General features: G+C 64.0%; 11 protein-coding genes. 10 read left to right on the top strand and 1 reads right to left on the bottom strand.

Annotated elements, in window-relative coordinates:
* Positions 1–32: 32 nt before the first annotated feature.
* The 7 genes from BG61_RS22015 (at position 33) to BG61_RS21985 (ending at position 7946) form a co-directional block, all read left to right on the top strand.
* Positions 33–1913 (top strand): TRAP transporter large permease, encoded by a 1881-nt coding sequence (locus tag BG61_RS22015; RefSeq protein WP_035928512.1) that lies wholly within the window; start codon positions 33–35, stop codon positions 1911–1913.
* Positions 1914–1980: 67 nt separating this feature from the next.
* Positions 1981–3024: a TRAP transporter substrate-binding protein gene (locus BG61_RS22010; RefSeq protein ID WP_129572085.1), complete on the top strand. Its 1044-nt coding sequence runs from the start codon at positions 1981–1983 to the stop codon at positions 3022–3024.
* Positions 3025–3049: 25 nt separating this feature from the next.
* Positions 3050–3751: an HpcH/HpaI aldolase family protein gene (locus BG61_RS22005; protein ID WP_035928506.1), complete on the top strand. Its 702-nt coding sequence runs from the start codon at positions 3050–3052 to the stop codon at positions 3749–3751.
* Positions 3752–3788: 37 nt separating this feature from the next.
* Positions 3789–4523 carry a dienelactone hydrolase family protein gene (locus BG61_RS22000; RefSeq protein ID WP_035928504.1) on the top strand — a complete coding sequence of 245 codons (735 nt, stop codon included), beginning with the start codon at positions 3789–3791 and terminating at the stop codon, positions 4521–4523.
* 76 nt (positions 4524–4599) lie between these two features.
* Positions 4600–5595, top strand: a complete 996-nt coding sequence (locus BG61_RS21995) for a D-2-hydroxyacid dehydrogenase family protein (RefSeq protein ID WP_051672705.1) — start codon at positions 4600–4602, stop codon at positions 5593–5595.
* Between the two features lie 57 nt (positions 5596–5652).
* Positions 5653–6405: a 2-keto-4-pentenoate hydratase gene (locus tag BG61_RS21990; protein WP_035928501.1), complete on the top strand. Its 753-nt coding sequence runs from the start codon at positions 5653–5655 to the stop codon at positions 6403–6405.
* Positions 6406–6458: 53 nt separating this feature from the next.
* On the top strand, positions 6459–7946 hold the full coding sequence (locus BG61_RS21985; protein ID WP_035928500.1) for an aldehyde dehydrogenase family protein: 1488 nt from the start codon (positions 6459–6461) through the stop codon (positions 7944–7946).
* 156 nt (positions 7947–8102) lie between these two features.
* On the opposite strand, the gene BG61_RS21980 is transcribed toward BG61_RS21985, so the two are convergent.
* A complete protein-coding gene (locus BG61_RS21980) occupies positions 8103–8648 on the bottom strand; it encodes a Uma2 family endonuclease (protein WP_035928497.1) in 546 nt (181 codons plus the stop codon).
* Positions 8649–9264: 616 nt separating this feature from the next.
* On the opposite strand from BG61_RS21980, the gene BG61_RS21975 reads away from it, so the two are divergent.
* The 3 genes from BG61_RS21975 to BG61_RS21965 all read left to right on the top strand — a co-directional run bounded on the left by BG61_RS21975 (position 9265) and on the right by BG61_RS21965 (position 11796).
* Positions 9265–9474, top strand: a complete 210-nt coding sequence (locus tag BG61_RS21975) for a hypothetical protein (protein WP_035928495.1) — start codon at positions 9265–9267, stop codon at positions 9472–9474.
* A 442-nt stretch (positions 9475–9916) separates the two neighbouring features.
* Positions 9917–10204 (top strand): hypothetical protein, encoded by a 288-nt coding sequence (locus BG61_RS21970; protein WP_035928492.1) that lies wholly within the window; start codon positions 9917–9919, stop codon positions 10202–10204.
* Positions 10205–10962: 758 nt separating this feature from the next.
* On the top strand, positions 10963–11796 hold the full coding sequence (locus BG61_RS21965) for a class II glutamine amidotransferase (RefSeq protein ID WP_035928489.1): 834 nt from the start codon (positions 10963–10965) through the stop codon (positions 11794–11796).
* The last annotated feature ends 216 nt before the right edge of the window (positions 11797–12012 follow it).

Genomic DNA, 12012 nt, shown 5'->3' with positions numbered 1-12012 from the left:
GCGCCACGCCGCACGTCGGGTAGGGGCGGCGCATGCAACCCGCAAACACGCAAATCCACGGCCCGATGACCGGATCGTGCCGCGCCGGCACGCCCGCCTGGGTGAGGGCGGCGGACCGCGTCGTCCTCACCGCGCTCAACCTCATGCTGGTGATGCAGGTCATCCTGATCTTCACGAGCACGATCGCGCGCTCCTGGTTTCACTCGTCCGCGTTGATGGGGGTCGACGAACTCTCGCCGCTCTTCCTTGTCACGGCGGCCTTTCTGGGCGGTGCGGTGGCCTACAGCCGCGGGCAGTTCCTGTCCATCATGCTGGTGGTCGACCGGACGCCCAGGGTCTGGCAGGAGATCCTGCAGGGCGCGGCGGAATGGATCGTCATCATCGTCTCGTTGCTCATCGGCGGCTATTCGATTCCGCTGCTGATCTCGAATGCCGACGAAACCACCGTCCTCCTCGGCATCCCGTACGCGTGGATGACCCTGCCCATCACCTTCGGCTCGGCGCTATTCGTGATACATGCGAGCCTCTCGATGCTCAAGCGGCCCAACCTCGCGAAGCTGGCCGCCACCGCGATCGTCTGGGTGCCGACGCTGCTGTTCCTGCTCTTCAAGACCTACCTGGGCCTCCACGCGCCAGTTCTCTACGTGCTGCTGCTCGTCCTGTTCCTTGGCCTGATCGCGATCGGCGTGCCGGTGGGATTCGTGCTCGCGGTAATCGGCATTGTCTGCGTGCAGGCGATCGGTTCGGCCGACATGATGTCGGCGGTCGCGAATGCGCAGCGCGGTTCGGGCGGCTTCATCTATCTCGCGTTGCCGTTCTTCATCCTCGCCGGCTTCATCATGGACCGTGCGGATGTCGGGCTGCGCATCGTGGAGTTCGTCGGCAGCCTGATCGGGCACAAGAAGGGCGGGCTGTTTCAGGTGATGATCATCGGCGTGTATATCTCGTCCTGCATCTCGGGCTCCAAGGCCGCCGACATGGCGATGGTCGGCCTGCCGATGAACAAGAAGCTGCAGCAGCACGGCTACGCGGCCGAAGAGCGGGCGGCGCTGCTCGCTTCTTCCGCGGCGATGTCGGAGTCGGTGCCGCCTAGCATCGCGCTCATCCTGATGGGTTCGGCCACGTCGATATCGACCGGGGCCCTGTTCGTGGCCGGCCTGATTCCCGCGGCGACGCTCGCGATCTGTCTGATGATTCTCGTGCGCGTGCGTGCATCGTTCGCAGGCTGGGCGCCCACGCCGCGTGCCACGCGCGCCGAGGTGCGGGCCGCCGGCAAGCGCGCAATCCTTCCGCTGATGATGCCGGTCATCCTCATCGGCGGAATCGCGGGCGGCTTCGGCACGCCGACGGAAGTGTCGACCTTCGCCGTGATCTATGCGCTGGCGCTCGGGCTGGGCGGCAAGAAGATCAACCGGCAGAACTTCTGGGAGACGCTGGGCCAGGCTTCGCTGCTCAACGGCATGATCTTTTTCACCGTGAGCGCAGCCACCATATTTTCCTGGGCGCTCACGCTCGAAGGTGTCACGACGGCCATCGCCAATACGGTCGCGAGCTTCGGGGCGGCTACGTTCCTGCCGGCGGTCGTGATCATTACCGTGCTGCTCGGTTCGCTGCTCGAGAGCTTCGTGACCATCATCATCATCGCTCCGCTGCTGTTGCCGGTGGCGATCCAGCTCGGCATCAATCCGTTGCACTACGGGATCGTGATGGCGGAGTCCTTCGGCATCGGCGTGATCCTGCCGCCCATCGGCATTGCGCTGTACGTGGCCTGCGCGATCTGCGGCGCGAAAGTGGAACGCGCGATGAAGCCGATGCTCTGCTATCTGCTGGTGCTGCTCGTCGGGCTGGTCGTCGTGGTCTACGTGCCGGGGCTCACGTCGTTCCTGCCGAATCTGCTCGGCTTCAAGACCTGACAGGCGATTTCAACACGAGAAAGCGGCCACCTCGACCCAGGATGGGCGCAAGCAAGGAGACAAGACTGTGAATCACGAAGGCAAACCAATTCGAGAAAGCCAGCCGGACACGACACGGCGCACGTTGATGCGCGCGGCCGCGGGTTCCGCGCTCGCCGCCTCGCTGCTGCCGTTCGCGGGCACCCGTGTGCTCGCCCAGACGCCGGTGCGGCGCATCCGGCTCGCGCATACCGCGCCGGCCGCGCACGGCTGGAACGTCTGGTCGGAGAGTTTCAAGAAGTCCATCGAAGCGAAGAGCAACGGAGCGATCCAGGTGCAGATCTACCCCAATGCGCAAATGGGCAATGAGCGCGACATCGGCCAGGCGGTGCGAAGCGGCGCGCTCGAAGTCGGCGTGATCGGCGTGGGGCTGACCAACTGGGTGCCGGAAGTGTCGATCACCGACGCGCCGTATCTGTGGAAGACGCGTGCGCAGGCTTACCGCGCGTTCGCGGGCACCTTCGGCGACGAGCTGCGCGCGCGCGCCCGCGACAAGGGTTTCGTGCTGATCGGCTGGACCGATCTCGGCTTTCGGTGCATCACGAACAGCAAGCGCCAGATCAGCTCGGTCAAGGACATGCAGGGGCTGAAGATGCGCGTGCCGATCTCGAAGGCATATATCGCGATGGTGCAGGCGATGGGGGCGACCACCGCCGCCGTCGATCTGAGCGAACTGTATCTGGCGTTGCGCCAGGGCGTGGCGGATGGGCAGGAGACGCCGCCGACCGTCGTGAAGTCGAACAAGTACTACGAGGTTCAGAAATACATCGCGAGAACGGACCACGTGCTCACGACCGGCTATTCGGTGACCAACCCGAAGTTTTTCGACGGACTGAGCCCCGCCGAAAAGACGACCTTCATGGCAGCCGCAAGCGATGCGGACAACTTCCTGCGCGCGCATACGCAGAAGGAGGAAGTCGACGCATACGAATTCCTGCGCAAGCAGGGGATGCAGGTCAACCTGAACGTCGACATCGAGACGTTCCGGCAGGTCTGCACGCCGCTCGTGGACAAGCTCACCGACCAGTTTCCTCCCAAGCTCGTGCAGATAGCCAGAGCGACGCCAGTTTGACCACCACCCTATCGGGAACCGAACAATGAACCATGTAAAGAACGCCGCGGCGTCCGGGCAGCAAATCCGCGGGGTGCACCTGACTTTCGCAGCGCCGACGATCATCGAAGTGATGAGCGCCGCCGATCTCCAGTTCATCTACATCGACGGCGAACACGGCTGCTTCGACTGGCGCGATGTCGAAGCGGCATGCATCGCGTCGGAACGCCACGGACTCACGCCCATCGCGCGCGTTCCGGACATCTCGGTTGCCACCATCACCCGGTTCATGGATCGCGGCGTGAAGGGTATCGTCGCGCCGCATATCGAGTCGGTGGACGCGGCGCAACGCGTGATCAGCGCGACCTATTTCGCGCCGCTCGGCAATCGCTCGTTCGGCGCGGGGCGCCCGGAATACGGGCAGCGCATCGCGGACCGCACCGCCTACATGCAGGCGTGCAACTCGACCGCCTCGATCTGCCTGATGATCGAAAGCCGCGCGGGGCTCGAGATCGCGGGCGATCTGGCGGCGCTCGAAGGCATCGACTATCTGAGCTTCGGGCTGCTCGATCTCGCGCAGGACCTGGGGTATCCGGGGCAGTCCGAGCATCCGGAGGTGAAGGCGGCCGTGGCCGATGCCACGCGGCGCATTGCCGAATCGGGCAAGCGCACGCGCGAGAGCTTCATGAAGTACGCGTGGATCAACGAAGTGCTGGTGGCCGGCGCGCGCAAGCTCCTCGACAGCTGAAACCCGCTGCCTGCACCCCGTTCCAGGAGGAGAAGTCATGATCGAAAGCGAAGTCGTCATTCCGACGAAGTACGGCAGCCTTCCGGCGTTTACCGCCTGCCCGTCCGAAGCGGGCCCGTATCCGGCCGTGATCCTGTTCATGGACGCGCCCGGCATTCGCGAGGAGTTGCGCAACATGGCGCGGCGCATCGCGAAGCACGGCTACTACTGCCTGCTGCCCGACCTGTACTACCGGCTCGGCACGCTGCGCTTCGATGTCCCGCGCCGCAACGAGGCCATGTCGGTGCTGATTCGCGGCGCAATGTCGAGCCTCACCAACGCGGATGTGTTCGATGACACCGCGGGGATGATCGCGTTCCTCGACGGGCAGGACCAGGTGAGCCCGGGTCCCGTGGGCGCGATCGGCCACTGCATGAGCGGGCCGTTCGTGGTGAGCGCCGCGGCGCGGCTGAGCCGGGTGGCCGCCGTGGCGTCGCTATACGGCGTGAACATGGTCACCGACAAGCCGGACTCGCCGCATCTGATCGCAGGCAGGATCAAGGGCGAGGTCTACGCGGCGTTCGCGGAGGTCGACCCGTCCGTGCCAGCGGGCGTCGTGCCGGAGTTCAGGCGGGCGCTGCAGGACGCCGGCGTCGCGCACAACGTCGAGGTCGTGCCGGGCACTCACCACGGTTTCTGCTTCGCGGCCCGCAACGACTACCACCCCGAAGCGGCGGAGGCCGTTTGGCACGACATCATGGACATGTTCGACCGAACCCTGCGTGAACCGTAAGAGCGGCAACGAAGTCCACGCGGCCCGGCCATCAGGCGCGGAGTGCACACCATGTTTTCGACAAGAGGAACAGGCGATGAGCCAAGGCATCGACACGATCGACACGACATCCTGCCGGGTCGCCGTGCTGGACGACTGGCAGGATGCTGCGAGAGCCAGCGCGGACTGGTCGCGGCTAGGTGCTCGCGCGACACTCGAATTCTTCGGCGCCCCGTTCGCAGGCGAAGATGAGGCCGCCGACAGGCTCGCGCCGTTCGACATCATCCTCGCGATGCGCGAGCGCACGCCGTTTCCCGCGTCGTTGATCCGGCGCCTGCCACGCCTGCGCATGTTCGGGCTCACCGGGTCGCGGGCCGCCCTCGTCGACATGGCGTTCATGCGGGATCGCGGCATCACCGTGTGCCTCACCGATTCCGGTCCCGGCGCCGAATCCACGGCCGAACTGGCACTCGCGCTGATGCTCGCGGCCGCGCGGGACATTCCCGCCGCTTCTGCGGCCGCGCGCTCGGGCGCGTTTCAGCGAGGAACGAAGCCCGGCATGCTGCTTGACGGCAAGACGCTCGGCGTGATCGGCCTGGGCAAGATCGGCACGCGTCTCGCGAAGTTCGGCAACGCGCTCGGCATGCACGTGCAGGCCTGGAGCGAGAACATGACCGCGGAGCGCGCCGCGGCCGCCGGTGCGGCCTTTGTCCCGAAGGACGAACTGCTTGCAACGTCCGATGTCGTGAGCCTGCATCTGGTGCTCTCGGAGCGTACGCTGGGCCTGATCGGACGCGACGAACTCGCGAAGATGAAGCCGGGTGCGATTCTGGTCAATACATCGCGGGCGAATCTGGTGGACGAAGCCGCGTTGATCGAAGCGGTGGAAGCGAAGCGCATCGTGGCGGCACTCGATGTCTTTCGAGAAGAGCCGCTGCCCGTGAATCACCCGCTCGCGCACTGCCGCAACGCCGTGTTGACACCTCACCTCGGCTACAGCACGCAGGAGGTGCTCGCCGTGTTCCACGCGCAGCAGATCGAAAACACGCTGGCTTACCTCGACGGCAAGCCGATCCGCACCATGACCCGGTAGGGCGTCATGCGCATGTATTCAGACGGGCGGTTGCGTACCGCCAACCGGGGAATATCGATGAGTCCGGATACGATCCAGAGAGCGGCGCGGCGACTGATCGGCGCGCGAACGGGCGGTGATCTGATCGAGGAACTGGATGCCGATCTGCGGCCAGTCACCGTCGCCGACGCGCACGCCATACAGGACGCGACCGTCGCGCTGCTCGGCGAGAGCGTCTCCGGGTGGAAAGTCACCACGTCGCCTGACGGCGAGTTCGTGCGCGGCGTGGTGCTCGCGTCGAGAGTCTTTGACAGTCCCGCGTGCGTGCCCGCGGCGCTCGTTCCGATGCTCGCGGTCGAGGTCGAAATCGCCTTCCGGTTTGATCACGATCTGCCGGCGAGAGCGCGCCCCTATGACGCCGCCGAGATCGCCGGCGCGGTCACGCCGTTCGCAGCCATCGAAGTCGTGGATTCGCGTTTCAGGCGCTACGCGGACACGCCCGTGCTGCACCGTATGGCCGACTGCGTGTCGAATGGAGCGTTCGTCGCGGGCAGCGGCCCGCGTGACTGGCGCGGGCTGGATCTGTCGGCGCTCGAGGTGTCGCTCGCCGTTGAAGGCGAGGTGATCGTGAGGAGAGTGGGGGGCCATCCGACGGTCGATCCGATGCTCCCCGTCGTCGCGCTCGTGAACAACTTTCGCGCGATCGACGGCGTGCGAGCAGGGCAGTTCGTCACCACCGGCACGTTCACCGGCCTGACCCGCGTCAGGGCGGGCGAGTCCGTCGCCGGCAGTTTCGCGGGGTTCGGCTCCGTGCAGCTCACCTTCGTCTGACTGCGCCGCCGGGGCAGCGGCCGCCATCCTTTCCCTTCTTCAACGAGAGATTCATGAACGCATCGACTCCCCTCAACCTGCTTCCGGAAGTAGTCGACTTCCTGGCTGCTTCGCCCTTGAAGGCCGTGGTCGGCGGCCGCGATACCGATGCCCTCGATGGCGGCACCTTCGCAACGCTCGACCCCGGCACGGGCGAACACCTGGCTCACGTCGTGTCGATGCAGGCGCCGGATATCGACCTTGCCGTGCAGGCAGCGGCAAAGGCATTTCCGGCATGGTCGGCGCTGCACGCCAACGAGCGCGCCGTGCTGATCCATCGGCTCGCCGATGCGATCGAACGGCGCAAGCCGATCATCGCGCAGATCGAGGCGCTGGATGCGGGCAAGGTCGTGTCGCAGGCGCAGAACGATGTGCAGGTTTGCGTCGACACGCTGCGCTACTTCAACAACATGGCATTGCACGTGCAGCGGCGCACCGCATTGCCGGTGTCCGGGCATGACGCCTGGACGATGCGGCACGCATGGGGTCCGTGCGGCTTCATCTTTCCCTGGAACTTCCCGTTCCTCCTGATCGGATGGGGCGTGTCGCCGGCGCTTGCCGCGGGCAACACGGTCGTGATCAAGCCAGCAGAGGACACGCCGCTGTCGGCGCTCTATCTGGCACACATCGCGCGCGAGATCGGCTTTCCCGACGGCGTCATCAACGTCGTCACCGGCACCGGCCCGAGCGCAGGCGCGGCGCTGGCGGCGCACCCCGGCCTCAAGCGCTTTTCATTTACGGGCTCGCCGGAAGTCGGACGCCTCGTCGGCGCCGCGTGCGGCAACAATCTCACGCCGTGCAAGCTGGAGCTGGGTGGCAAGGGTGCCGCGGTGGTGTTCGACGACGTCGATGTCGAGGAGACGGCTCGCCGGCTGGCCGTCGCGATCACGACGCACGCGGGACAGGTCTGCTGCGATGCGACCCGCTGGCTGGTGCACGAGAGGATCTACGACCGCTTCGTGAGCGCGAGCGTGACTTGTCTGGAGCAGATCACGGTCGGCTATCAGATGGACAGCGCATCGCAGATGGGGCCGGTCGTGAATGCAAAGCAAAAGGCTCGCGTGCTTGGCTACCTCGAGCGCGGCCGCGAGGAGGGCGCGCGCATGCTGCTGCCGGGCGGCGCGCTCGATCTGCCCGGCCGCGGCGGCTTCTACGTCAAGCCGGCTCTCATGGCGGGCAGTCTTTCCAACATCGCCGCCCGCGAGGAAATCTTCGGTCCGGTTGCCTACCTCGCGCCGTTCAAGGATGAGCGGCAGGCCGTCGACATGGCGAACGCGACCGATTATGGCCTCGCCAACAGCGTGTGGAGCGCTGATCTGAAGCGCGCGTCGCGCGTCGCGGAATGCATGGTGGCGGGCAACAGCTGGATCAACGCGCACAACGTGTTTCCGCACGGCGTACCGTATGGCGGTGTGAACAGGAGTGGTGCGGGCGGCGGGGTCAACAGTCCGGAAACGCTTTTCGACTATTGGCGCAGCCAGTCGGTCGTGCGCCCGCATTGATCGTTCTGCGTTGTGATATGTGATGCGCGTCGTCACACGTCGCGCTGCTTCAGGGTATTCAAGGACTTGCCTGTCGAGGCAATACACTGGACGCCTCGGCGAATGACAGCATGGCGGTATCGTTCTTGGGCGGCCCCTCGCCGCCTGAGCCCGTACTCAGGCTGGTCCGGCGACGCCGCCTTCTTCGAAGTACATGCGATCAAGCGAGAGCGTTATCCCGAACATCGAAGCTTGCCGCTGGCCCTGAGCTCCCCAATATTCGACCTGCCCGCGCTGGCCGACGACGATCACCTCGCGGGCGCCGCCTTCCAGATACGCAAGGATCCTCCGGTGGATGTCCTGCATCCTGTCGCTATCGAGCAGCACCTCGACGCAAAGGTCGGGCACGAACGGCACCGGGTCGTCGCGGTCGAAACTTTCCCACCTGTCGCACGGCATCCATACGACATCCGGGACCCTGATGCCAAATGAAGGGGTCGTAACGGCCACCGACATGGCGGCAAGGTGACCGATATGTTCGGTCAGGTGACAGTAGACGTCTGTGAGCACTATCTGGCGTCTGGCTGACGGGAAGGGATTCAGTATCGTTTCGCCGAGTTCGTCCAGCTCGTATGGGTCGCGCCCGGCAAGTTCTGCCTGCGGAATGAGGCGATGCCACGCGGCAAGCAGTTCATAGCGGTCCAGAAGAGCAGGCGTGCCCATAGTCGTCTCGTGGGGAAGTCGTCCAAGCGTAAACCCTCCCCCGGCGCTTTGACAACCATTATGCATTTGTGCGACGCACAAATTGAGCTATGCTGGTTGTCATCTGGCGATGATATCGTTCGCGGTGGCCGCATCGTCTGATGCTGTCGATACCATGCGTTGCTGGCAATCGCAGTCTAAATCTCATGTGGTTTCTCAGATTTATTGTGCAGTGCGGTGACGGTACGATGTAACTGCCGTAATTCATCCTCTCAACTGATGGTTTAGGATGTGAGGCAGACCATGGGTTGCAATGGTGGGCCCCGGGGCCGCACCACGAATGCCACGCGCCGTCCAAAGAATGCGACGGGCTTGAACATGCGGAGTGGGCGGCGCCCAAGCGGGCAATCCGTCACTCTTTTCGGCGTTCGAGCCGCGAACCGCGAACCGCGGGATGCGAGCGCCGGCTCTACCTGGACGGGCCCCGATCTGATACGTCCCTCAAAGGCGGGACCGTTAAAACTTCGTTGTGCCCTGGCGAGCAGGCCGGACTGGCGAGACTGGCCGGGTGTAGCCAAAGCACTGGTGCGGGTCCCTTCAGGACGCGCTCTTCAGGCTGACGACAGGAGGTCCAAAGATGAAACTTGACGACGCCACCTTTCGGCGATTGCGCCGTCTCGCTCCGGTTCTCGATGACGTACTCAATGCAGGAGAAGTCGAACACGCAGACCAGGCCGTCGACCTCGCTTCACTTGCTCAGTTATGCTCGCAGCTGTTCGACGCGTACCAGTCCCGAAACCCGGGCGCCATTGCGCAGGCGCAACTCGAAGCCATCGAGTCGCGATAACCCACTCATTCTGAACTGGCTGGGGGCGTGAGGTATTCACAGAGCAATCGAGGGACCTGTTGCATCTATTGCATGGACCTCGGAACGTGACTGCACACCCGTGCGTACATGGCTGTACAAAGAGTTTCGCAGTGCTCCTCCTTCCGATTGCGCCTGTGTAGCGCCCGCTTACTCCGACGCCGTGGTCGCGTTCGTCAACACGTATATTCCACCCCATGAACTTCTGAATCGTCGCCTTGTTCAAGGGGACATCGAACTTGTCAGCAGGCACCGGCCGTCTCTGCCTCGACGCCAACGGGTCGGGGAAGTCGTCGGCATGCGGAATCCGGACGCGCTGCGATGTCCCATTGCGAATAACCTCATGACTTCAAGAGGAGAGGCTACGCAGGATTGTCATATCACTTTGCTACAAGCGTGTAGGTCTAGTCGCGTTGGAGAGAATGTGAGCTACAAGTCGGCCGCCTTGCGAGTACCCGATTCGAAGCAGCACCCCTTCGAGCATTGTTTCACCACGCTGGCCGATTACTCGCCCGAAAAGGCAATCGGCGCGCTGTGTGAAGCTGTTCACGCGGGCAAACGAGGCATGAGCGCCTATGCCTGGATTCAAGAAGCGCTCCCGGGCGCCGAACTAAAACCGGCTTTCGCCTTAGGCACGGTCGGCGAGCTATATCGCAGCTACAGCCGGGGGCAGGAGTACAGCCGGTACAAGGGGACGTTGCGCGCAGCGTAAGGCGCCTCGACACCGTCCGCGTGACGGGCGCGAACCGTACGTGAAAGCGATCGGCGCTACGTTCCTGACGAGCTGAACTGTTGCTGCCCGGACCAGTGATGACGGGAGCTACGGCGAGCGCCGTCTATGCGCCAAACGGCGCTGAGTTCGTTGCCCCTGAAACTCAACGACCTGGTTCCCGCCGACACGGTTTCGTCGTACGCGTCGACTGGCCACCCGGCCAGACGGAGCGAGTGTGACGACTTCCATTGGCGTGGATACCGATGATGCGAAGTCGCCACCTCTCGCACAGTACAGGCGGGCGGATCCAAATCATGTGCGGAGGAGAATTGAGCGCATGCGTGTTCTGCAAATATTCAGCCGACAATTGCCGCCGCTTCGCGCAGCGCATGCATGAGCGCCCCGGCATTGAGGTTACGACGGCTGATTCCCCTGAAGATACGGTACGCGATCCCTGTCCTGAGTGCGGCGTGGCTCAACCCTGCATGCATGTCGCCGCGTTGACGACGTGTGAGTTCGATCCCACGGTGGCGCCGCGACCACAGCGTGTGTGTTGAATGGAAACGCTGGAGGTTTGAAAGAAGAGGGCGTGCACCGTGCCGCAGACAAATGCATTTGCAAGGCCGCCGATTCCGATGGGAAGGCCGCCTGGTCGATGTGTCGCGTGGTACGCTGGCAGTTCGCCAAACCTTGCAATAAGCGGCAGGCATGCGGTCGTCGTCGTAGCGCAGGCGAACGTGCATATCAGGAGGTGGCTCATGTGTCGCTGGCTGGCTTATACCGGAAACCCCATTCAGCTCGAGACGGTGCTGTTCGGTGCGCAGCACTCGCTGATCGATCAGAGCCTGCACTCGCGTCTCGGGCAGACGACGACCAATGGCGACGGATTCGGCATCGGCTGGTACGGAAATCCGACCGATATCCCGTTTCGCTATCGATGCCTGCATCCCGCCTGGAGCGACCGCAATCTGCGTGAAGCCGCGCGTGCCGTGAAAGCGCCGCTCTTTGTCGCTCATATACGCGCGGCGACCGATACCCCTGCACAGGAAACCAACTGCCACCCGTTTCGCTACGGGCGCTGGCTCTTCGTGCACAACGGTCTGATTCGGGATTATCCGAAGGTCAGGCGAGACCTGATGCTGGCGATCGATCCCGATCTGTTCGCATCAGTCGAAGGTTCCACCGATTCGGAAGTGATGTTCTTTCTCGCGCTGACGTTCGGACTCGAGAGCGCGCCAGTGCAGGCGCTGGAGCGGATGGTCGCGCTGGTGGAGGAAACCGGCCGGCGACACGGCGTCGAGCATCCGTTGAACATGACCGTGTGCGCGACGGATGGCGAGCAGATCGTCGCGGTGCGTTATTCGAGCGAGGGCGCATCACGGTCACTCTTTCACAGCACGTCGATTCGTCAACTATGCGAACTGTATCCCGAGAACCCGCGAATCAAGGCCGCGGGCGATGATGCCTTCATGGTGCTCTCGGAGCCGCTCGTCGACCTGCAGGGCGCATGGGAAGAAATTCCGGAGAGCACGGTCATTGTCGCGCGGGGCCCGGCGATCGAACATTATTCGTTCAAACCCGTCCCGGCCTGAGCGGTGTCAGGCGCGGCAACATGATCACTCGTCGAAGGTGGAATCGCCAATAGTGCGTCGAACGCGAGAACACGAATCGCGGGCTGATCTCGACTGCCGGCGGATCGTCGGTTTCGCTGTCCACCATCGCAACGAGCCGTCCTTCGTGCTGGGGTCGCGAATCGCCGCGGGGCATGCTTCGACCGGTGGTCGTCGATCGACGTCCGCTACCGAAAC

Origin of the sequence: Caballeronia glathei (genome assembly GCF_000698595.1) — a bacterium.
Lineage (GTDB): Bacteria > Pseudomonadota > Gammaproteobacteria > Burkholderiales > Burkholderiaceae > Caballeronia > Caballeronia glathei.
This window is presented reverse-complemented; position numbering and strand designations above follow the sequence as displayed.

Bases quoted from the DNA above. Each gene is read 5' to 3' on its own strand.
- BG61_RS21985 (WP_035928500.1), top strand. From the start codon at position 6,459: ATGAACGCATCGACTCCCCTCAACCTGCTTCCGGAAGTAGTCGACTTC.
- BG61_RS22005 (WP_035928506.1), top strand. From the start codon at position 3,050: ATGAACCATGTAAAGAACGCCGCGGCGTCCGGGCAGCAAATCCGCGGG.
- BG61_RS21990 (WP_035928501.1), top strand. From the start codon at position 5,653: ATGAGTCCGGATACGATCCAGAGAGCGGCGCGGCGACTGATCGGCGCG.
- BG61_RS21980 (WP_035928497.1), bottom strand. From the start codon at position 8,648: ATGGGCACGCCTGCTCTTCTGGACCGCTATGAACTGCTTGCCGCGTGG.
- BG61_RS21975 (WP_035928495.1), top strand. From the start codon at position 9,265: ATGAAACTTGACGACGCCACCTTTCGGCGATTGCGCCGTCTCGCTCCG.
- BG61_RS22000 (WP_035928504.1), top strand. From the start codon at position 3,789: ATGATCGAAAGCGAAGTCGTCATTCCGACGAAGTACGGCAGCCTTCCG.
- BG61_RS21965 (WP_035928489.1), top strand. From the start codon at position 10,963: ATGTGTCGCTGGCTGGCTTATACCGGAAACCCCATTCAGCTCGAGACG.
- BG61_RS21995 (WP_051672705.1), top strand. From the start codon at position 4,600: ATGAGCCAAGGCATCGACACGATCGACACGACATCCTGCCGGGTCGCC.
- BG61_RS22015 (WP_035928512.1), top strand. From the start codon at position 33: ATGCAACCCGCAAACACGCAAATCCACGGCCCGATGACCGGATCGTGC.